Origin of the sequence: Enterobacter cloacae complex sp. SHL021, assembly GCF_049237765.1 — a bacterium.
Lineage (GTDB): Bacteria > Pseudomonadota > Gammaproteobacteria > Enterobacterales > Enterobacteriaceae > Enterobacter > Enterobacter cloacae.
Window position 1 is genome coordinate 30,456 of record NZ_JBMKJG010000032.1, and the last position, 19,780, is coordinate 50,235.

The 19,780-nt window shown below is 58.9% G+C and carries 20 protein-coding genes; 18 read left to right on the top strand and 2 right to left on the bottom strand.

Annotated features, from left to right (window positions below):
* Window positions 1–264: 264 nt before the first annotated feature.
* The gene (gene metK, locus ACOTZF_RS23305; RefSeq protein WP_013098658.1) at window positions 265–1,419 is read right to left on the bottom strand and encodes a methionine adenosyltransferase; all 1,155 of its coding nucleotides are present in this window, start codon (window positions 1,417–1,419) and stop codon (window positions 265–267) included.
* 425 nt (window positions 1,420–1,844) lie between these two features.
* On the opposite strand from metK, the gene ACOTZF_RS23310 reads away from it, so the two are divergent.
* The 4 genes from ACOTZF_RS23310 (at window position 1,845) to speB (ending at window position 5,330) form a co-directional block, all read left to right on the top strand.
* The gene (locus ACOTZF_RS23310; protein WP_418250466.1) at window positions 1,845–1,988 is read left to right on the top strand and encodes a hypothetical protein; all 144 of its coding nucleotides are present in this window, start codon (window positions 1,845–1,847) and stop codon (window positions 1,986–1,988) included.
* Between the two features lie 94 nt (window positions 1,989–2,082).
* The gene (gene yqgB, locus ACOTZF_RS23315) at window positions 2,083–2,214 is read left to right on the top strand and encodes an acid stress response protein YqgB (RefSeq protein ID WP_127312443.1); all 132 of its coding nucleotides are present in this window, start codon (window positions 2,083–2,085) and stop codon (window positions 2,212–2,214) included.
* Window positions 2,215–2,222: 8 nt separating this feature from the next.
* Window positions 2,223–4,199: a biosynthetic arginine decarboxylase gene (gene speA, locus ACOTZF_RS23320; RefSeq protein ID WP_014833212.1), complete on the top strand. Its 1,977-nt coding sequence runs from the start codon at window positions 2,223–2,225 to the stop codon at window positions 4,197–4,199.
* 210 nt (window positions 4,200–4,409) lie between these two features.
* Entirely contained in the window at window positions 4,410–5,330 is a 921-nt protein-coding gene (gene speB, locus ACOTZF_RS23325; RefSeq protein ID WP_002434404.1) for an agmatinase, read from the top strand.
* 3 nt (window positions 5,331–5,333) lie between these two features.
* Here the strand turns inward: speB and ACOTZF_RS23330 are convergent, their stop codons facing one another.
* On the bottom strand, window positions 5,334–6,545 hold the full coding sequence (locus tag ACOTZF_RS23330) for an MFS transporter (RefSeq protein WP_062729664.1): 1,212 nt from the start codon (window positions 6,543–6,545) through the stop codon (window positions 5,334–5,336).
* 414 nt (window positions 6,546–6,959) lie between these two features.
* On the opposite strand from ACOTZF_RS23330, the gene ACOTZF_RS23335 reads away from it, so the two are divergent.
* The 14 genes from ACOTZF_RS23335 to ACOTZF_RS23400 all read left to right on the top strand — a co-directional run bounded on the left by ACOTZF_RS23335 (window position 6,960) and on the right by ACOTZF_RS23400 (window position 19,654).
* Window positions 6,960–7,283, top strand: coding sequence for a Rieske (2Fe-2S) protein (locus ACOTZF_RS23335; RefSeq protein WP_038983552.1), 324 nt, complete (start codon window positions 6,960–6,962; stop codon window positions 7,281–7,283).
* Complete coding sequence (locus tag ACOTZF_RS23340; RefSeq protein WP_020687064.1) at window positions 7,280–7,588, top strand: recombinase-like helix-turn-helix domain-containing protein; 309 nt, start codon at window positions 7,280–7,282, stop codon at window positions 7,586–7,588. Before ACOTZF_RS23335 ends, ACOTZF_RS23340 begins: the two co-directional genes overlap by 4 nt.
* Before the next feature lie 10 nt (window positions 7,589–7,598).
* Entirely contained in the window at window positions 7,599–8,621 is a 1,023-nt protein-coding gene (locus ACOTZF_RS23345; protein WP_013098652.1) for an aromatic ring-hydroxylating oxygenase subunit alpha, read from the top strand.
* Window positions 8,621–9,370 (top strand): SDR family oxidoreductase, encoded by a 750-nt coding sequence (locus tag ACOTZF_RS23350; RefSeq protein ID WP_013098651.1) that lies wholly within the window; start codon window positions 8,621–8,623, stop codon window positions 9,368–9,370. The genes ACOTZF_RS23345 and ACOTZF_RS23350 overlap by 1 nt, the downstream gene beginning before the upstream one ends.
* Before the next feature lie 12 nt (window positions 9,371–9,382).
* Window positions 9,383–10,171, top strand: coding sequence for an IclR family transcriptional regulator (locus tag ACOTZF_RS23355; protein WP_028028063.1), 789 nt, complete (start codon window positions 9,383–9,385; stop codon window positions 10,169–10,171).
* A 78-nt stretch (window positions 10,172–10,249) separates the two neighbouring features.
* The gene (locus ACOTZF_RS23360; protein ID WP_058650423.1) at window positions 10,250–11,176 is read left to right on the top strand and encodes a VOC family protein; all 927 of its coding nucleotides are present in this window, start codon (window positions 10,250–10,252) and stop codon (window positions 11,174–11,176) included.
* Window positions 11,173–12,360, top strand: coding sequence for an NAD(P)/FAD-dependent oxidoreductase (locus ACOTZF_RS23365; protein ID WP_129253129.1), 1,188 nt, complete (start codon window positions 11,173–11,175; stop codon window positions 12,358–12,360). Before ACOTZF_RS23360 ends, ACOTZF_RS23365 begins: the two co-directional genes overlap by 4 nt.
* 25 nt (window positions 12,361–12,385) lie before the next feature.
* On the top strand, window positions 12,386–13,642 hold the full coding sequence (locus ACOTZF_RS23370; RefSeq protein ID WP_040021710.1) for an MFS transporter: 1,257 nt from the start codon (window positions 12,386–12,388) through the stop codon (window positions 13,640–13,642).
* Window positions 13,643–13,652: 10 nt separating this feature from the next.
* Window positions 13,653–14,183: a cupin domain-containing protein gene (locus ACOTZF_RS23375; protein WP_013098646.1), complete on the top strand. Its 531-nt coding sequence runs from the start codon at window positions 13,653–13,655 to the stop codon at window positions 14,181–14,183.
* 9 nt (window positions 14,184–14,192) lie between these two features.
* Window positions 14,193–14,963, top strand: coding sequence for an alpha/beta fold hydrolase (locus tag ACOTZF_RS23380; protein ID WP_013098645.1), 771 nt, complete (start codon window positions 14,193–14,195; stop codon window positions 14,961–14,963).
* Window positions 14,947–15,741 (top strand): SDR family oxidoreductase, encoded by a 795-nt coding sequence (locus ACOTZF_RS23385; RefSeq protein WP_020687070.1) that lies wholly within the window; start codon window positions 14,947–14,949, stop codon window positions 15,739–15,741. Before ACOTZF_RS23380 ends, ACOTZF_RS23385 begins: the two co-directional genes overlap by 17 nt.
* A 9-nt stretch (window positions 15,742–15,750) precedes the next feature.
* Window positions 15,751–16,521 carry an aspartate dehydrogenase gene (locus ACOTZF_RS23390; RefSeq protein WP_040021709.1) on the top strand — a complete coding sequence of 257 codons (771 nt, stop codon included), beginning with the start codon at window positions 15,751–15,753 and terminating at the stop codon, window positions 16,519–16,521.
* Between the two features lie 9 nt (window positions 16,522–16,530).
* Window positions 16,531–18,000: an aldehyde dehydrogenase gene (locus ACOTZF_RS23395; protein ID WP_129253556.1), complete on the top strand. Its 1,470-nt coding sequence runs from the start codon at window positions 16,531–16,533 to the stop codon at window positions 17,998–18,000.
* 13 nt (window positions 18,001–18,013) lie between these two features.
* Window positions 18,014–19,654: a thiamine pyrophosphate-binding protein gene (locus tag ACOTZF_RS23400; protein ID WP_058650427.1), complete on the top strand. Its 1,641-nt coding sequence runs from the start codon at window positions 18,014–18,016 to the stop codon at window positions 19,652–19,654.
* Window positions 19,655–19,780: the final 126 nt, after the last annotated feature.

Below are 19,780 nucleotides of genomic sequence, written 5' to 3' on the forward strand. Positions count from 1 at the left end.
GTAATCGGTTACACTAAGCTGCAACCGTAAAAATAATTAAAGCTTTGAAAATATAGAGGTAAATTAATTGATGTGCATCGCGTTTGTTTGAATTTCAGACTTAACTGAAAGGAAATGTAACAGCAGAAGAAAGGCGATCATGCAAAGAGAATATTCTGAAAGCGGGGTATAGAAAGTGAGGTGTAAGCGGTTCCAAACATTGCCGCCACCCGCCATAAAAAAGGCCAGCACAAAGGCTGGCCTGTTTAAGCAGCGGGTAGTCGATTACTTCAAACCGGCAGCTTCACGCAGCAGAGCGGCTTTGTCGGTTTTTTCCCATGGGAAATGTTCGCGACCAAAGTGACCGTATGCAGCAGTTTCTTTGTAGATTGGGTGCAGCAGATCCAGCATCTGAATCAGGCCGTATGGACGCAGGTCGAAGAACTCGCGCACCAGCAGGGTCAGCTGTTCTGAAGGCACTTTTTCAGTACCGAAGGTTTCAACCATGATGGAGGTTGGCTCTGCCACGCCGATGGCGTAGGAAACCTGGATCTCACAGCGGTCAGCCAGGCCTGCAGCAACGATGTTTTTCGCCACATAGCGTGCAGCGTAAGCAGCAGAACGGTCCACTTTTGATGGATCTTTACCGGAGAATGCACCACCACCGTGACGCGCCATGCCGCCGTAGGTATCAACGATGATTTTACGACCGGTCAGACCGCAGTCACCCATTGGGCCGCCAATCACAAAGCGTCCGGTTGGGTTGATGAAGTATTTGGTTGCGCTGCTCAGCCATTCGGTTGGCAGAACAGGCTTGATGATCTCTTCCATCACTGCTTCCTGCAGGGATTTCTGATCGATATCTTCGGCATGCTGGGTAGACAGAACTACCGCGTCAATGCCGACGATTTTGCCGTCGTCATACTGGAAGGTCACCTGGCTTTTTGCATCCGGGCGCAGCCATGGCAGGGTGCCGTTTTTACGCACTTCAGCCTGGCGCTGCACCAGACGGTGCGCGTAGGTCACCGGTGCTGGCATCAGCACGTCGGTTTCGTTGGTTGCATAGCCGAACATCAGGCCCTGGTCGCCCGCGCCCTGTTCCAGCGGATCGGCACGGTCAACGCCCTGGTTGATGTCTGGAGACTGTTTACCAATTGCGCTCAGAACCGCGCAGGAATTGGCATCAAAGCCCATATCAGAATGTACATAACCGATCTCACGTACCGTGTTACGGGTGATCTCTTCGATATCAACCCATGCGCTGGTGGTGATCTCACCGCCAACCAGAACCATGCCGGTTTTGACATAGGTTTCACACGCTACGCGCGCTTTCGGATCCTGAGTCAGGATCGCATCCAGCACCGCATCGGAGATTTGGTCAGCAATTTTATCAGGATGTCCTTCTGATACGGACTCGGACGTAAACAGGTGTTTTGCCATGTTTTATTTCACCTAAGAGGAATTTGGTTAGCTCAAGCTGCTGTGTGGAATAGCCAAAGGAGATAATTCTACCAAGGCCGCAGGTTTTTTGACACTGGCAGTATGAGTGTTAATCAGTATAGATGGATTAACATCTGGATGGCTATTTTAGGTCACTTCTTCGCCCGATTTCCAGTTTTTTTTGACAACGCTCTCACTGAGTTGAATTCATTACTGGAAATTTTTCCTGACGCTCCTGGCAACCCGCGTATTTATCTTTTGCTTTTTACCCCTGTTCTCGGTATAAAACGCGGCGCGCGGCTCATACCAAAAAAGCGCTCGATGAACTCATCGTGTCGCCACTTCCAGCCGGGTTAAGCAGTGAACTTTTAGCTTTGGCTTGTGGTCCGTTTCAGCAGAGGCGGCCGTGGAGGTGATACGAGATAATGAACCATCGTTTTCCGCTAATTCAGCGCAGCCGTTCTGGCGCGCATTTGATTCCCGCAACCCGCATTTCTAGTCTGCAAACCTGCCGATGTTATACCCATCTCGGCGCTTCTCAGGATTCCAGGGCCGGTCACGCTTTGTGAAAACTGAACAAGGGCGCTCTTGTTAATACAAGAGTTTTCTCGTGGTTTCGCCGAACCTTGTCATACAGAGTTCGGATACGTGTTTTACAATGATATGAATAAGAAACCGGTCGCACGGTCTGGATTTCAGCATACTCTGCTGGGAAACGGAGCCGTTTATGGGTTGTTATCGCCGTATAACGCTGCGATAGTAGTCAACTGTTTTACACTTAATACAAAGAGTTGAGGTTCGCTATGTCTGACGACATGTCTTCTTTTTCGCCTTCGTCAGCGGGCGAACAGGGTGTACTACGTTCCATGCAGGAGGTTGCGATGAGCTCCCAGGAAGCCAGCAAGATGCTGCGCACTTACAATATTGCCTGGTGGGGCAATAACTACTACGACGTCAACGAGCTGGGCCACATCAGCGTCTGCCCGGACCCGGACGTCCCTGAAGCGCGCGTGGATCTCGCCAAACTGGTGAAAGCACGTGAGGCGCAGGGCCAGCGTTTGCCTGCACTGTTCTGCTTCCCGCAGATCCTGCAACACCGTCTGCGTTCTATTAACGCCGCGTTCAAGCGTGCGCGTGAATCTTACGGTTACAAAGGCGACTACTTCCTGGTTTACCCCATCAAGGTGAACCAGCACCGCCGCGTCATTGAATCCCTGATCCACTCCGGCGAACCGCTGGGCCTGGAAGCGGGTTCAAAAGCAGAGCTGATGGCCGTACTGGCGCATGCGGGCATGACCCGTTCAGTGATCGTCTGTAACGGCTATAAAGACCGTGAATACATTCGTCTGGCGCTGATTGGCGAGAAGATGGGCCATAAGGTCTATCTGGTTATCGAGAAGATGACAGAAATCGCCATCGTACTGGAAGAAGCCGAGCGCCTGAACGTGGTGCCACGTCTTGGCGTGCGTGCGCGTCTGGCCTCGCAGGGTTCCGGTAAATGGCAGTCCTCCGGCGGCGAAAAATCTAAATTCGGTCTGGCGGCAAACCAGGTACTGCAGCTGGTGGAAATTCTGCGCGAGCGCGGTCGTCTGGACAGCATTCAGCTGCTGCACTTCCACCTCGGTTCGCAGATGGCCAACATTCGTGATATCGCTACCGGCGTGCGTGAGTCAGCGCGTTTCTACGTTGAGCTGCACAAGCTCGGCGTCAATATTCAGTGCTTTGACGTGGGCGGCGGCCTGGGCGTGGACTATGAAGGTACCCGCTCGCAGTCCGACTGCTCCGTGAACTACGGCCTGAACGAATACGCGAACAACATTATCTGGGCGATTGGCGATGCCTGTGAAGAGCACGGCCTGCCGCACCCGACGGTGATCACCGAGTCTGGCCGCGCGGTGACCGCGCACCATACGGTGCTGGTCTCTAACATCATCGGCGTTGAGCGCAGCGAAATCACCGAAGCGACGCCTCCGCAAGACGATGCCCCGCGTTCGCTGCAAAGCATGTGGGAAACCTGGCAGGAGATGCACGAGCCGGGCACGCGCCGTTCACTGCGCGAATGGCTGCACGACAGCCAGATGGACCTGCATGATATCCACGTCGGCTACTCTTCAGGCACCTTTAGCCTGCAGGAGCGCGCGTGGGCCGAGCAGCTTTATCTGAACATGTGCCATGAAGTGCAGAAACAGCTGGACCCGAGCAACCGTGCGCACCGTCCGATTATCGACGAATTGCAGGAACGTATGGCGGACAAGATTTACGTCAACTTCTCGCTGTTCCAGTCGATGCCGGATGCCTGGGGTATCGATCAGCTGTTCCCGGTTCTGCCGCTGGAAGGGCTGAACCACGCCCCGGAACGTCGTGCGGTGCTGCTGGACATCACCTGTGACTCCGACGGTGCCATCGACCACTATGTTGACGGCGACGGTATCGCAACGACCATGCCAATGCCGGAATACGACCCGGAGAACCCGCCAATGCTGGGCTTCTTTATGGTCGGCGCGTATCAGGAGATCCTTGGCAACATGCATAACCTGTTCGGTGATACCGAAGCGGTTGACGTGTTTGTCTTCCCTGACGGCAGCGTGGAAGTGGAGCTGTCTGACGAAGGTGACACCGTGGCGGACATGCTGGAATACGTGCAGCTGGATCCGAAAACCCTGCTGACGCAATTCCGCGATCAGGTGAAAAACACCGGTCTGGATGACGCGCTGCAGCAGCAGTTCCTGGAAGAGTTTGAAGCGGGTCTGTACGGGTACACGTACCTGGAAGACGAGTAGGTTGACCTCCCTCTCCCTGTGGGAGAGGGCTGGGGTGAGGGGCAAAGGCCGCACAATGCCCTATACTCACTTGAACCCGTATGAATTAACGGCGATAATTCGCCCCAATAAGCGATTTACGAATCAATCCCTTCCTCGTCGGGTTTAACGACGCGGAGGGGATTTTTTTTCATCTGTTTTTAACGCATCGACTTTAAAAGAGGTCAGGACATGAGCACTTTAGGTCATCAGTACGACAACTCTCTGGTATCTAACGCGTTTGGTTTTTTACGCCTTCCGATGAACTTCCAGCCGTACGACAGCGATGCTGACTGGGTGATCACCGGCGTGCCGTTTGATATGGCCACATCAGGCCGTGCGGGCGGTCGTCACGGCCCGGCGGCGATCCGTCAGGTTTCCACCAACCTGGCCTGGGAGCATAACCGCTTCCCGTGGAACTTCGACATGCGCGAACGCCTGAACGTGGTGGACTGCGGTGACCTGGTGTACGCCTTCGGTGACGCGCGTGAAATGAGCGAAAAGCTGCAGGCCCACGCCGAGAAACTGCTGGCTGCCGGTAAACGCATGCTCTCCTTCGGTGGCGACCACTTCGTGACCCTGCCGCTGCTGCGCGCCCACGCGAAGCACTTCGGTAAAATGGCGCTGGTGCACTTCGATGCGCACACCGACACCTACGCGAACGGCTGCGAGTTCGACCACGGCACCATGTTCTACACCGCACCGAACGAAGGTCTGATCGATCCTAACCACTCCGTGCAGATCGGTATCCGTACCGAGTTTGACAAAGACAACGGCTTCACCGTACTGGACGCCTGTCAGGTGAACGATCGCGGCGTGGATGACATCATCGCGCAGGTTAAGCAGATCGTCGGTGATATGCCGGTGTACCTGACCTTCGACATCGACTGTCTGGATCCGGCGTTTGCGCCGGGCACCGGTACGCCGGTGATCGGCGGGCTGACCTCAGACCGCGCCATCAAACTGGTGCGCGGCCTGAAGGATCTGAACATTGTCGGGATGGATGTGGTGGAAGTGGCGCCTGCCTATGACCAGTCCGAGATCACCGCGCTGGCCGCGGCGACCCTGGCACTGGAAATGCTCTATATCCAGGCTGCGAAAAAAGGCGAATAAGCCTTACGCGCTGATTGCTGCTGCGCGACGCATGCGCAGCAGCAACATTCCCCCCGCCAGCAGGGTGATAATCTGCGACACCACCAGCACGGAAAAGCCAGAGCTGACCGACCCCACCGATCTCATCACCATCCCCATCAGCAGCGGAATAAAGGCGGCGCAGAGATTGCCGATCCCATTAATGATGCCGTACGCGCTCCCCACCGCCTCCCGCGCGGCGTGATGTTGGATCACCGCCGGAATGGCCGCGCCCTGAAGTCCCCAGAAGACGTTAGCCGACAGCATAAACAGCGCCAGCCAGGCAGGCTGATGGCTGAGCATCAGCGCGATCACGGATAACGCCGTCAGCGCCCCGCCCGCGATAAACAGCAGCGGTGCCTGTTCCGGCCGCATTTTATCGAGCAGTACCCCGCCAAGGAATTTTGAGCCCAGGCTCAACAGGAAGGGGATGGCCGCGAGCATGCCCGTGGCGTGCAGCGAGAAGTGATGTTCGTCGCGTAGCCACGCCGGGAGCCAGGCGCTGCTCCCCCAGAGATAGCTCAGCGTGGCGATTTCAACCAGCAGGATCCAGCCCAACAGCGGGGTTTGCCACGCAAGCATCACTGTCTCTGCGAGCCCCCGTTTGTGCATTTTTACTGTACCGCGCGGTGCCGGCAGGAAACGCCAGATCAGGCCGCCACCGAGCACCAGGTTGATTGCCGCCAGCGCATAAAACGATCCGGCCCAGCCCAGATGGGCCATCAGCCAGGTCACCAGCGGAAAGCCCACAGCCAGACCGAGCGAGACGCCCAGTGCGGTCACGGCGTTGGGTTTGCCAACCTCTTCCGCACGAAAGTTATCGCTGATAAAGCGGGTTTTCAGTGAAAAGAGCGGTCCCTCAGCGATCCCCAGAATCACACGGGCGATGAGCATTCCCATTAGCGATCCGAGTAAGGGAGAAATGGCGCAGACCAGAGCCCAAATCGCAATGCTGCTTAATAATCCATGTCGATAATGCAGTTTGCTTTCGATAACCGGTGTTAATAATAAAGCCGATAATCCATAACCCAGAAGAAAGCAGGTCATTAACATTCCTTGTAACATTCTGTTTTCATTTAACTGAAAATGTTCGGCAAATTCCGGGTTTAAAATCATCACCGAGATATTTACCCGGTCAATGTAGGAAATAATAATGAGAAATAACAGTGCAATTGTGCCTTGCCATCTTGCCGTCATATTGCCCGCCTTATGCGTTCTCGCATTTATATTTTTATCAATGTGATTGTCACGGATGTAAAATGGTTCACCCGTGAAACTTGTTGTTTTTAAAGATGTATTTTTAAATGTGTTTCACAGGTGAAACACGGTGCTTTTTCAGTTGTTTATTTTTAAGGAAGAAAAAGAAAAGAAGTCAATATTTTTTATTTGCGCTTTGAGTTCATCACTAAAACGTATTCATTCACGCCTTAATAATGAAAATTTCATATCGCTGCATTTTTTCGTGATCCCTTGCACACTTAGCTTATTAATTGTCGGCTGATTAACAAATTCGTCACATTGACGCTTGACGAAACATTCATCGCTTTTATATTGACCGTATTAAATAAGAAACAGAGTTTCATATATGAAACAAAGGCCTGGAGGATCGTGATGAGCTGGATAGGCGTATGTGACGCAGAACAAGTACAGGAAGATTTCCCTTTTAGCGGCAACGTTGAAGGTAAAGAGATCGGCGTTTATTTAATCGACGGCGAATATTACGCGCTGGAAGACGTATGCCCGCACGCCTATGCGCTGCTGAGTCAGGGCTTTGTCGAGGACGGCAAAGTGGAATGCCCGCTGCACGAGGCGGTGTTCGACGTCAAAACCGGCCAGTGCCTGCAAGGCCCCGGAGGCCGAAACCTCAACCGCTACCCGGTTCGGGTATTTGAAAACCAAATCCAGATTACTTTTGTCGAGGAGACCGTGGCATGAGCGACATCCTGAACTTCAACCCGGCGCTGCCCGAAAGCCGCCAGTTTACGCCCCCGGCAGAGGGCGGGAACGGCGCCATTCATAAACCGGGTGAGTATCAGAACCTGATCTGGCAGACCCGCAGCCGGGTGCCGGAAAACTGGGAAATGAGCCTTATCGCCACGCTGGAAGATCTCTTTGAGCAGGGCGTTGAAACCTTGCCGGAGCTGGTCAACGGGCTGAATGCGGTGCGCATGCATGACCAGCAGGGCGAGCCGTGGAGCGACGCCAGCTTCCAGGCATTCTTACAGGTTAACGGCTACTGAGGACGACGCGATGACAACTACCGTACAAAACTATCTCGATAAAGGTCTGCGTGGCCTCTGGTATCCGGTGCTGGCGAGCTGGGAAGTGCAGTCTGCGCCCGTGGGCATTACTCGTCTGGGCGAACAGATTGTGGTCTGGCGCAATAAAGATGGTCAGGTGCAGGCGCTGGAAGACCGCTGTCCGCACCGCGGTGCGCGTCTGTCGATGGGCTGGAACCTCGGCGACCGCATCGCCTGCTGGTATCACGGCGTGGAAGTGGCGGGAAACGGTGAAGTGAAAGACGTGCCCGCCGTGGACAAATGTCCGCTGGTCGGCCAGCAGTGCGTGCGCAGCTATCAGGTGCAGGAGGCGCACGGTGCCATCTTCCTGTGGTTTGGCGTCACCGCCGATCAGCAGCCGGACGAGCTGACCTTCCCGGATGAACTCGCTGACACGGAACATTTCAGCAACTTCCTCTGCACCGCAGCCTGGAAATGTAACTACCAGTACGCGCTGGAAAACGTGATGGATCCGATGCACGGTACGTATCTTCACTCCTCCTCGCACTCGATGGCGGAAGGGGATCGCAAGGCCGACATGGTCCTGCAGCCGACGAAGACCGGCTTTATCTTCGAGAAAAAAGGGCAGAGCGGCGTCAACTTCGACTGGGTGGAGCTGGGCAATAGTGGCACCTGCTGGATGCGACTCTCCATTCCCTATAAGAAGCGTTTCGGACCGGGTGGCCACTTCTTCATCGTTGGCATGGTGGTGCCGGAAGATAACGACAACTGCCGCGTCTTCTTCTGGCGTATCCGCCGCGTACAGGGCTGGCAGCGCGATATGTGGCGATTCATGTACCGTAACCGCCTGGAAAAACTGCACTGGGAGGTGCTGGAGCAGGACCGCGTGGTGCTGGAAAGCCTGGCGCCAAACGCCCGCGACCATGAATACCTGTACCAGCACGATGTCGGCCTCTCGCGCCTGCGCCGCATGATGCAAAAGGCCGCTAAAGAGCAACTGGCGATGCGTGAAGCGCAGCAGGGAGCGGCCTGATGAATGCGCTGCTGAGCGGAAAACGCATTGTGGTGACCGGCGCCGCGCGCGGGTTGGGCTATCACTTCGCCAGCGCCTGCGCGGAGCAGGGCGCCGCGGTGGTGATGTGCGACATTCTTGAAGGCGAGCTGGCCGAAAGCGCACACGCTCTGCGGGCACAGGGTTTTACGATCGAATCGCACGTTATCGATCTCGCCGATCCGGCCTCCATTGAGCAGGTGTTCAATGCGATTGGCGAGCAGGGGCAGATTGACGGGCTGGTAAATAACGCGGCGATGGCGACCGGCGTGGGCGGCAAAAATATGCTCGATTACGACCCGGATCTGTGGGACCGGGTGATGCGCGTCAACGTCAAAGGCACCTGGCTGGTGACGCGCGCCGCCGTGCCGCTGCTGCGCGATGGCGCAGGGATCGTGAACGTGGCGTCCGACACAGCACTTTGGGGCGCGCCGCGCCTGATGGCCTACGTCGCCAGCAAAGGGGCCGTGATTGCCATGACCCGCTCAATGGCGCGCGAGCTTGGTGAAAAGCGTATTCGAATCAACGCCATCGCGCCGGGGCTGACCCGCGTCGAGGCAACGGAATATGTTCCCGCCGAACGACACCAACTCTACGAAAACGGCCGGGCGTTAACAGGGGCACAGCAGCCGGAAGATGTCACCGGCAGCGTGGTCTGGCTGTTAAGCGATCTGTCGCGGTTTATCACCGGGCAGCTGATCCCGGTCAACGGCGGTTTTGTCTTTAACTAAGGTAGGGCGATGATGGCAAACGATCAGGAAGTGAAGTATCTGGTGCCGGGGCTGGAGCGTGGCCTGCAGCTGCTGTTGGCCTTTGGCGAGCAGCATCGCGAACTGACCTTTGCCGAGCTGCACCGGCTGGTGGATATGCCGAAGGCCACCGCCTACCGCGTGGTGCAGACCCTGGAGTATATGGGCTTTCTGGAGCGCAACACCCGTACCAATACCTTCTCGCTCGGCATGAACGTGCTGCGTCTGGGCTTTGAGTACATCGCCTCGCTGGATGTGGCGCAGGTGGGTCAGCCGGTGATTGAACAGCTGCGCGACGTGAGCCAGTGCAGCAGCCATCTGGCGATCCGCGACGGGCGCGACATCATCTACATCGCCCGCGTCAGCGCCGCCGGGTCACGCATCAACCAGGTCAGCATTGGTACCCGTTTGCCGGTGCACTGCACCTCGCTTGGCCGCATGCTGTTGACCGATATTTCCCGCGCCGATTTCGAACAGCTGTTCCCGCAGGAGCGCCTGCCGGGCAACACGCCGGGTCAGCTTCACGATCGTGAAGCCCTGTGGCAGATGGTGCAGCAGGACAAAGCCCGCGGATATGTGATCGGTGAATCCTTCTTCCGCCACGGTATCTCCTCCATCGTTTATCCGGTGTTTGACCGAAGCCATCGCGTGGCGGCGGTAGTGAGCATTCTGGTGCCGTCGGAAGAGATCCCACAAGCCGACCGCGAGCGACTGCAAAACGAGGTTCGTCTGGCGGCGGACAAAATTTCTGGCTTCTTAGGGTATTTATCACAGGCCAGTTAAATCAGTGAGTTAACGTCAGGCGCTTTGCTGCGTCGGGCATGTTTTACGCCCAATTTGGGCCAGATGAGGCAACGAACGATGAGTGTAACCGGAATTGAAAAGCTGGAATTTGGCGTTGAAGACCTGACGCACTGCGCCAAATTTATGCGTGATTTTGGCCTGACGGGCGATGCGAGTGGCCAGCGTTTTACCACCCTGAGCGGCGCGCGCGTGGAACTAAACCCGATCGACAGCCCCGACCTGCCCCCGGCGTTTGAAGCGGGCAACACCCTGCGCCGCATGACATGGGCGGTTGCCGCACAGTCAGATCTGGATGCGCTGCGTCCGAAGCTTGCGCAGCAACCCGGCTTTCGCGAAGTGGGTGACGCCCTGGAGTGTCTTGACCCGAACGGCATGACGCTGCGTGTGCAGGTCAGCCAGCAGACCGACGTGGAACTGAATGTTGAGCCGATCAACCAGTGGGGCGACGCTCGCCGTATCGATACCCCCAGCCCGGTTTACGATCGCGCCCAGCCCATTAACGTGGGGCACGTGGTGTTCTTCGTGGAGGAGCTCGCGGCGGTGGAGACATTTTACCGCGAGGTGCTCGGCTTCCAGGTCTCTGACCGCTACATCAACCGCGCCGTGTTTCTGCGCTGCGGTGTGCGCGGGGGGCATCACAACCTGTTCCTGCTGCAGCTGCCGAACCGCAAGCGCGGCCTGAACCACGTGGCCTTTACCGTGCGCGATATTCACGAAGTGATCGGCGGCGGGATTGCGATGAACAAAAACGCCTGGAGCACGTTTATCGGACCCGGCCGCCATCCGGTGTCGTCAGCCTACTTCTGGTACGTCAACAGCCCGACCGGCGGGGCGTTCGAGTATTACACCAATGACGACTACCTGACGGAAAACTGGCAGCCGCGCGAGCTGGAGCATTCGCTGGTCTCCTTTACCGAGTGGGCGGTGGAAGGCGGGATCGATCACGACACGCGCCGCCAGCAGAAAAAACCGGAGGCGGTATGACGTCGCGCATTGTCATTATTGGTGGCGGTCAGGCGGGAGGCTGGGCGGCGAAAACCCTGCGCGACGAGGGCTTTGACGGTGAGATCTGCGTGGTGGCGGAAGAGGCGTGGGATTTCTATGAACGTCCACCGCTGTCGAAAGCGGCTCTGCTGGAGACGGACGCGACGCTTCCGCGACTCTTTACTGAAGAGGCTCAGCAGGCGCTGAATCTGACCTGGTACCGTCCGCTGCGCGCGGAGCAGATTGACCGCAATGCGAAAACGGTGCGTTTGAGCAACGGCGAACATCTTAGTTACAACATACTTTTAATTGCCACCGGAGGGCGGGCGCGCTTGCCGGGCGAGGCATGGTCTGTGCATCCGCAGGTCTACACCCTGCGCCACTGGCAGGACGCGCAGCGCCTGAAACGTCGGCTTGCGGAAAGTCAAAAGCTGGCGATTGTGGGCGGCGGCTGGATAGGCCTGGAGATTGCCGCTTCTGCGCGCAAAAGCGGCGTCGCGGTCACCCTGTTCGAGCAGCAGCCTGCGCTGTGCATGCGCTCGGTGAGCGGCGAGGTATCGCAGCGCTTAGAGACCATTCACCGTGAGCAGGGCGTGGAGATCCGAACCGGCTGCGGCGCGCTGGAGCTGGAGGACGATAACGGCCTGCCGGTCATTCACTGTGATGGCAAACGTGAAACCTTTGATGCGGTGGTGGTAGGGATCGGCGTCGATCTCAATCTGGAACTGGCGCGCGACGCGGGGCTGCAAACCGAACGCGGGATCGTGGTGGATGCCCAGGGCCGCACGTCGGATCCGTCCATCTTCGCTGCCGGGGATGTGGCACAGCATCATCATTACGGCTTGTGTATTCAGTCCTGGGCCTTCGCCCAGAATCAGGCGGTGGCGGCGGCAAAAGCGATGCTTAACCCCGATGCCGCAGGCTATGACGACGCGCCGTGGCTATGGTCGGATCAATACCAGCACAACATTCAGATCCTCGGCATTCCGCAGCCGTGCAGCCGCACCATAGTGCGTGAAGACGCGCTGTACTTCTCGCTGGACGAAAACGGGCGCCTGACGCAGCTGGTGGCGTTCAATGATGCGCGCACCGTCAAGCTGGCAAAGCGCTGGATGGCGGCCGGGCGGGATTTATCAGACGTGCCGCTCGCCGACCCGACTTTTTCACTGATGTCATTGCGATAGCTAACCCGCACCCGTAGGGGGAGACATGACCACATTAGACACTAACACCGCGCCCGTTGAGGCGAGCGGTGAGGGGACCCGCACGCCTGAAAAAGCGGTGCGCTGGGCCATCCCGCTGTCGCTGCTGGCCTGCGTGCTGCTGGCGTTTTTCGACAAAATCAGCATTGCCGCGCTGTTTTCTGATGGCCATTTCCAGCAGGCGATGGGCATCGATTTTGACACCACGCGCCTCGGCATTCTGATGAGCGCCTTCCTGTTGAGCTACGGCTTTTCATCGGTCTTTCTCAGTGGGCTGGGGGACAAAATCGCCCCGCTGCGCCTGCTCACCGGGATGATGGTGGTGTGGTGCGTGCTGATGGTGGCGATGGGCTTTACCCATAACTACACGCTGATGATCGTGCTGCGCATTCTGCTGGGCGTGGCGGAGGGGCCGCTGTTCCCGCTGGCCTTCGCCATTGTGCGCCACAACTTCCCACAGCATCTGCAGGCGCGCGCCACCATGCTGTGGCTGCTGGGCACGCCGGTAGGGGCGGCGATTGGCTTCCCGCTCTCACTCTGGCTGCTGAACACCTTCGGCTGGCAGAGCACCTTCTTCGTGATGGCGATGCTGACCGTACCGGTGCTGATCTTCGTGCGCGTCGGTCTGCGTGGGATCCGTCTGGAGGCGAAGAGCGGTACGTCACAGACCTCCCGGGACGAACGGCGTGCCGCACGGCGCGAGCTGTTTGTCAGCCCGCACTTCTGGATCATCTGCATCTTTAACATCGCTTTCCTGACCTACCTGTGGGGCATTAACGGCTGGCTGCCGGGCTACCTGATCAAGGGGAAGGGCATTCATCTGGAACATGCGGGCTGGCTGTCGTCGATGCCGTTCATCGCCATGCTGGCGGGGGAAGTGATTGGCGCATGGCTCTCTGACCGGGTCGATAAGCGCGCAGCGGCCTGCTTCATCTCCATGGCGGGGGCCGCTGTCGGGCTCACGGCCGTAATGCACCTCGATACCCCGCTGACCATCATTGCGGCGATGAGCTTCAGCACATTCATGTGGGGCACCGGGGCACCCAACATTTTCGCCCTGCTGGCAAAGGCTACCCATCCAAGGGTGAGCGCCACGGCGGGCGGCATTTTCAACGGGCTGGGAAACTTTGCGGGCGCGCTGTCGCCAGCGGTGATGGGCGCGCTTATCGCCTTCACCCACAGCATGGATTCCGGGCTGATTTTTCTGGCGGTGATGGCGGCGGTGGGCTGCGTCCTGTTACTGCCGCTGCTGAGACGTTACTGAGGAGAGTGTCATGACTGATTCAACCGTAACCAACCCATCTGGCATCAAACCTGACCACCTGACGATGGAAGAGTGGGTCGAGTCCCGTATTGCGCGCTTTGAGGGCCGCAAATACGACTGGAACGCGCTGAAGTTCCAGGCCGATTTTGACCCGAAATACCGCCGCGCGCAGATGCGCTATATCGGCACCGGTGCTACCGGCGTGGCGAGCGACACCAACACCGTACAGGCGGAGCATTTTACCTTTTCCACCATGGTACTGCCGTCGAAGTGCGAAGGGCCGCTGCACCTGCACGACGATGTGGAAGAGGTGTTCTTCATGCTCAAAGGGCAGATCACGCTGATGATCCAGGACGGCGATAACTACACCGAAACCGTGCTGCGCGAGCGTGACCTGATCTCCGTGCCGCCGGGGATCTATCGCGGGCTGTTTAACCACGGCGAAGAAGAGGCGCTGATGTGCGTCATGCTGGGCACCAACAAGCCGGAAATTCCGACCTACCCGGCGGACCATCCGCTCTCGAAAGTGAAGCGGAACTAAGGGGGCATGATGACGGGTTTTCGTGAACAGGGAAGCGGCATTCCGCTGATGCTGCTGCACGGGATCAGCTCTGGCGCAGCCTCCTGGCACAAGCAGATGGCGCTGAACGGTTTTCGCGTGCTGGCGTGGGACATGCCCGGTTATGGCGAAAGCCCGATGCTGGCCGCGGAACGGGCGAACGCGGGGGATTACGCCGATGCGCTGGCGGCGATGCTTGACCGGGCTGGCGTGTGGCAGGCGGTGCTGGTGGGCCATTCACTCGGGGCACTGGTTGCCAGCGCCTTTGCGGCGAAATATCCGGATCGTGTGCTGCATCTGGTGCTGGCGGACGCCGCGCAAGGTTACGGCCAGGCCGCGCCGGAGCAGCGCGAGCAGGTCTGGCGCAGTCGCGAGCAGCAGATGGCACTCGGCGGCGAAATCCTCGCGCAGACCCGCGCCGCAAAACTGCTGCGTCCCGGCGCGCGTGAAGCGGATATCGCCACCGTGGCAGCGGGCATGCGCAGGCTTCGCCCCGAGGGCTACCTCGCCGCCGCGTGGATGCTGGCGCACGACGATATTCATGGCTGGCTGAAGCGCTATTCAGGCAACTTTGAAGTGTGGTGCGGCGAGCAGGATGCGATCACGCAACCCGAGCTGGTGCAGGGGCTGGCGCTGCGCTACGGCATGCCGTTTATCGCCATTGCCCAGGCGGGACATGCCAGCTATCTCGATAACGACGCGTTTTTTAACCAACAGCTTTTACGTATTAACGAAGAGGTGCGCGATGAATGCACAAATTGACGGACGCGTAGCGGTCGTCACCGGCGGTTCTTCTGGTATTGGCTTTGAAACGCTACGCCTGCTGCTGGGCGAGGGGGCAAAAGTGGCCTTCTGTGGCCGCGATCCGGATCGCCTCGCCAGCGCCCATGCCGCGCTGCATAACGAATACCCCGACGGGGAGGTTTTCTCTTATCGCTGCGACGTGCTGAACGCTGACGAGATGCAGGCCTTCGCGGATGCCGTTCAGGTGCGCTTTGGTGCCGTGGACATGCTGATCAACAACGCCGGGCAGGGATACGTGGCGCACTTTCATGACACCCCGCGCGAGGCGTGGCTGCATGAAGCTGAACTCAAACTGTTTGGCGTGATCAACCCGGTGCAGGCGTTTCAGCCTTTGCTGGAGCAGTCCGACATCGCTTCCATCACCTGCGTGAACTCCCTGCTGGCGCTGCAGCCGGAGGAGCACATGATTGCCACCTCAGCCGCCCGCGCCGCGCTGTTGAATATGACGCTGACGCTCTCAAAAGAGCTGGTGGGCAAAGGCATCCGCGTGAATTCGATATTGCTTGGCATGGTGGAGTCCGGGCAGTGGCAGCGTCGCTTTGAAAACCGGACAGACAAAAGCCAGAGCTGGCCGGAGTGGACGGCGGAGATCGCCCGCAAACGCGGTATTCCGATGGCGCGCCTCGGCAAGCCGCAGGAGCCCGCGCAGGCGCTGCTGTTCCTCGCCTCGCCGCTGGCTTCGTTTACCACCGGTGCGGCACTGGACGTTTCCGGCGGCTTTTGCCGCCATCTGTAAGGACACATCATGAAAAAGATTATGTTGATTGGTTTTGGCGCCATGGCGCAGGCGGTGATTGAGCGCCTGCCCGCTGGCGTGGCTATCGGCTGGATTGTGGCGCGCGAGGCCCATCATGCGGCGATTCACGCGCAGCTTGGTGATGCGGTAGTGGCATTGACCTCACCGCTGGAATGCGCGCAAACGCCCGACCTGGTGCTGGAGTGCGCCAGCCAGCAGGCGGTAGCGCAGTACGGTGAGGATATTTTACGTCGCGGCTGGCATCTGGCGGTTATTTCGACCGGCGCACTGGCGGACAGCGCGCTCGAACAGCGCCTGCTCAACGCCGGCGGCAGACTGACGCTGCTCTCCGGGGCGGTAGCCGGTATCGACGGGCTGGCGGCGGCGAAAGAGGGCGGGCTGGCGCGCGTGACCTACCAGTCGCGTAAAAGCCCGGCCAGCTGGCGCGGCAGCTATGCCGAGCAGCTTATCGATCTTAATTCGGTATCTGCTGCGCAGGTCTTTTTTGAAGGCAGCGCCCGCGAGGCGGCGCGACTGTTTCCGGCCAACGCCAACGTGGCGGCCACCGTGGCACTCGGCGGCGTGGGAATGGACGACACGCGCGTACAGCTGATGGTCGACCCGTCAACGAAACGTAACACCCACACGCTGCACGTTGAAGGCGCGTTTGGTGAATTCCATCTGGAGCTAAGCGGCCTGCCGCTTGCCTCTAACCCGAAAACCTCCACCCTGGCGGCACTCAGCGCGGTACGCGCCTGCCGCGAGCTGGCCATGAGCTGAGGAGTGACGATGGACGATCTGAAGATATTTATCGGCGGCCAGTGGCGACACGGTGGCGGCAACCCGATGCAGAGCTATTTCCCGGCAGACGGGTCGATCAACGCGACGTTGAATGCTGCCAGTCCCGACGATCTGCATGACGCGATCGAGGCCGGCGAGCGCGCGTGGCGCGATCCCGCCTGGCGCCACAGCCTGCCGCATACACGGGCGAAGATCCTGCACAAGGTGGCAGATCTCATTGAATCCCGTGTCGACGAGCTGGCGCAGATGCAGAGCCGCGATAACGGCAAGCCGCTGGCGGAGGCCCGCGGGCTGGTAATGAGCGCGGCGGGAACGGCGCGCTACTTCGCCGCCGCCTGCGAGCTGCTGGAAGGGGAACTTCCGACGCCGCGCCAGCCGGATTTACTGACCCTGAGCCGCTATGAGCCGCTCGGCGTGGTGGCGGCCATCACGCCGTGGAACTCGCCGATTGCCAGCGAGATGCAGAAGGTCGCTCCGGCCATTGCCGCGGGTAACGCGGTGATCCTCAAGCCCGCCGAAGCCACGCCGCTGATGGCGCTGGAGCTGGCGCGGATATTTGAACAGGCCGGGCTGCCCGCCGGGTTGCTGAGCGTGCTGCCGGGCAAAGGCTCGGTGATTGGCGATGCGCTGGCACGCCACCCTAAGGTACGCAAAATTTCCTTTACCGGCGGTACCGCCACAGGCCGTCACCTGGCCCACGTGGCGGCGGAAAAACTGATCCCGGCATCGCTGGAGCTGGGCGGAAAATCGCCGACTATCGTGCTGGAGGATGCGGATATCGAGCTGGCCGCGCGCGGGATCTGCTACGGCATTTTCAGCTCGGCGGGGCAGGCGTGCATCGCCGGTTCGCGGCTGTTTATCCACGAGAGCCTTTACGCCCCGCTGATGGCGCGGCTGCTGGAGTTAACCCGCGGTCTGCGCGTCGGACATCCGTTTACCGACGGTGTCCACGTTGGGCCGCTGATCAATGAAAAACATCGTCAGAGCGTACAGGCGTACGTTGAGCTGGCAAAGCGTGAAGGGGGCCGCGTGCTGTGCGGTGGGGAGATCCCGGCCGATCCCACGCTGGCAAGCGGCAGCTTCTTCCTGCCAACGATTATCGAAGGGCTGAGCAACAGCGCCCGTGTCTGCCAGGAGGAGATCTTTGGCCCGGTGCTGGTGGCGATGCCGTTTCGCGATGAAACCTCGCTTATCCGCGAGGCCAACGACTCGGTTTACGGCCTGGCCGCCGGGATCTGGACACGCGATACCGGGCGCGCGCTGCGCTTAAGCGAACAGCTTGAGGCCGGCACGGTGTGGATCAACACCTACAAAGTATTTGCGATTTCGACCCCGTTCGGGGGCTTTAAAGAGAGCGGTCTGGGCCGCGAGAAGGGCATTCAGGGGCTGAAAGCCTGGATGCAGCAAAAGAGCATTTATCTGGCGACGGGTAACAGCGTCAACCACTGGTGCGACTGAGAAAGGGTGAGCAATGAGCGAAATGATAACCGTCGGCGACGCCATCGCCAGAACGCTGGAGCAGTATCAGGTTGAGGCCATCTACGGCGTCATCTCTATTCACAACCTGCCCATCGCGGATGCAGTAGGGCAGCGCGGCAACATCCGCTTTGTACCGGCACGCGGCGAAGCGGGGTCTGTCACCATGGCTGATGCCCACGGACGTTTTTCCGGCCTTGGCGTGGCGCTGACCAGCACCGGCGCGGGCGCGGGTAACGCCGTAGGCGCGCTGGTGGAGGCGATGAACGCCTGCACGCCGCTGCTGCACCTGACCGGGCAGGTAGAAAAAGCCTGGCTGGATGCCGACACCGGGTTTATCCATGAAACCCGCGACCAGCTGACTTTCCTGAAGGCCAGCTCAAAACGGGCGTATCGCATCAGCAATGCCAGTCAGGCGATAGCGATTTTGCATAAAGCGATTCAGGAGGCGCAGACGCCGCCGTGCGGGCCGGTCTCCGTGGAGATCCCGATTGATATTCAGGGCGCGAAAATTCCGCTGTCGCTGGTGACCGCTCCGGTGAAACCGGCGTCGGTTTCGCCGGTAGATGTCGGGAGTGTTAATGCGCTTTGGGCGCAACTCAAGCAGGCGAAACAGCCGCTGCTGTGGCTGGGCGGCGGTGCGCTGGGCTGCGCGGACGCAGTGAAAAAGCTGGCGGATGCAGGTATCACCGTGATCTCCAGCACTCACGCGCGCGGCGTGCTGCCGGACAGCCATCGCGCCAGCCTGCGGGCATTTCACAACTCGCCATCGGTTGAAGCGCTGATCGCGCAGTGTGACTTTACGCTGATCGCCGGTTCACGTCTGCGCAGCAATGAGACCCGTTCATGGACGCTCGAGCTGCCTTCTCCGCGCGTACAGATCGATATCGACCCGGCGGCGGCAAGCCGTAACTATCTGATGGATAACACGCTGGTAGCCGACTGCTCAGCGTTGCTGAGCGCGCTGGCTGAAAAAGCACAGGGGCGTGAATGGGGGAATGCTCAGTGGGATGGTCTGGTTCAGGAGGCGGTGACACAGGCCGAACGTGGGCTGCGTGAACAGTGCGGCGCCTATGCGCAACTCAACGATGCCATAGAGAAAGCGCTACCTGAAGATGGCCTGCTGGTGCGCGATATTACCGTTTCCGGCAGCCTGTGGGGCAGCCGACTGTTCCGCGCCAGGGGGCCGCTGATGAATATTCACTCTCTGGCCGGGGCAATTGGCATGGGCCTGCCGATGGCGATTGGCACCGCGATTGCCAACCCACAACGCAAAGTGGTGGGGCTGGTGGGGGACGGCGGTCTGAGCCTGAATCTGGGCGAACTGGCGACACTGGCGCAGGAGAAGGCCAACGTGACGTTGCTTATCATGAATGACGGCGGCTACGGCGTGATGCGCGGTATACAGGACAAGTATTTCGGTGGCCGTCAGTACTATAACGAGCTGCATACGCCGGACTTTACCCTGCTGTCACAGGCGATTGGCCTGCAGGCATGGAGCGTTGAGCGGGCAGAGGATTTTGATGCGGTGATGACGGAAGCGCTGGCGATGCCGGGACCGTCGGTAGTGGAAGTGCGGATGGGACAAATTGGCGCGCTGAAGTTTGCCGGGCCGCCGCAGAAGACGCTTTACTAGCTGTTTTTCCCTCACCCCGGCCCTCTCCCAAAGGGCTGAGGGTTCCCCAGAAAAATGAAAAGCACGATGAAGTGTGATCTACTGGTTGCGCTAACAAATCAGAAGAGACCTCATCGTGCCTTTACA

Bases quoted from the DNA above. Each gene is read 5' to 3' on its own strand.
- ACOTZF_RS23370 (WP_040021710.1), top strand. From the start codon at position 12,386: ATGACCACATTAGACACTAACACCGCGCCCGTTGAGGCGAGCGGTGAG.
- ACOTZF_RS23340 (WP_020687064.1), top strand. From the start codon at position 7,280: ATGAGCGACATCCTGAACTTCAACCCGGCGCTGCCCGAAAGCCGCCAG.
- ACOTZF_RS23330 (WP_062729664.1), bottom strand. From the start codon at position 6,545: ATGACGGCAAGATGGCAAGGCACAATTGCACTGTTATTTCTCATTATT.
- ACOTZF_RS23400 (WP_058650427.1), top strand. From the start codon at position 18,014: ATGAGCGAAATGATAACCGTCGGCGACGCCATCGCCAGAACGCTGGAG.
- ACOTZF_RS23360 (WP_058650423.1), top strand. From the start codon at position 10,250: ATGAGTGTAACCGGAATTGAAAAGCTGGAATTTGGCGTTGAAGACCTG.
- ACOTZF_RS23350 (WP_013098651.1), top strand. From the start codon at position 8,621: ATGAATGCGCTGCTGAGCGGAAAACGCATTGTGGTGACCGGCGCCGCG.
- ACOTZF_RS23390 (WP_040021709.1), top strand. From the start codon at position 15,751: ATGAAAAAGATTATGTTGATTGGTTTTGGCGCCATGGCGCAGGCGGTG.
- speA (WP_014833212.1), top strand. From the start codon at position 2,223: ATGTCTGACGACATGTCTTCTTTTTCGCCTTCGTCAGCGGGCGAACAG.
- ACOTZF_RS23365 (WP_129253129.1), top strand. From the start codon at position 11,173: ATGACGTCGCGCATTGTCATTATTGGTGGCGGTCAGGCGGGAGGCTGG.
- ACOTZF_RS23385 (WP_020687070.1), top strand. From the start codon at position 14,947: ATGAATGCACAAATTGACGGACGCGTAGCGGTCGTCACCGGCGGTTCT.
- ACOTZF_RS23345 (WP_013098652.1), top strand. From the start codon at position 7,599: ATGACAACTACCGTACAAAACTATCTCGATAAAGGTCTGCGTGGCCTC.
- ACOTZF_RS23380 (WP_013098645.1), top strand. From the start codon at position 14,193: ATGACGGGTTTTCGTGAACAGGGAAGCGGCATTCCGCTGATGCTGCTG.
- yqgB (WP_127312443.1), top strand. From the start codon at position 2,083: ATGAATAAGAAACCGGTCGCACGGTCTGGATTTCAGCATACTCTGCTG.
- ACOTZF_RS23310 (WP_418250466.1), top strand. From the start codon at position 1,845: ATGAACCATCGTTTTCCGCTAATTCAGCGCAGCCGTTCTGGCGCGCAT.
- metK (WP_013098658.1), bottom strand. From the start codon at position 1,419: ATGGCAAAACACCTGTTTACGTCCGAGTCCGTATCAGAAGGACATCCT.
- ACOTZF_RS23375 (WP_013098646.1), top strand. From the start codon at position 13,653: ATGACTGATTCAACCGTAACCAACCCATCTGGCATCAAACCTGACCAC.
- speB (WP_002434404.1), top strand. From the start codon at position 4,410: ATGAGCACTTTAGGTCATCAGTACGACAACTCTCTGGTATCTAACGCG.
- ACOTZF_RS23395 (WP_129253556.1), top strand. From the start codon at position 16,531: ATGGACGATCTGAAGATATTTATCGGCGGCCAGTGGCGACACGGTGGC.
- ACOTZF_RS23335 (WP_038983552.1), top strand. From the start codon at position 6,960: ATGAGCTGGATAGGCGTATGTGACGCAGAACAAGTACAGGAAGATTTC.
- ACOTZF_RS23355 (WP_028028063.1), top strand. From the start codon at position 9,383: ATGGCAAACGATCAGGAAGTGAAGTATCTGGTGCCGGGGCTGGAGCGT.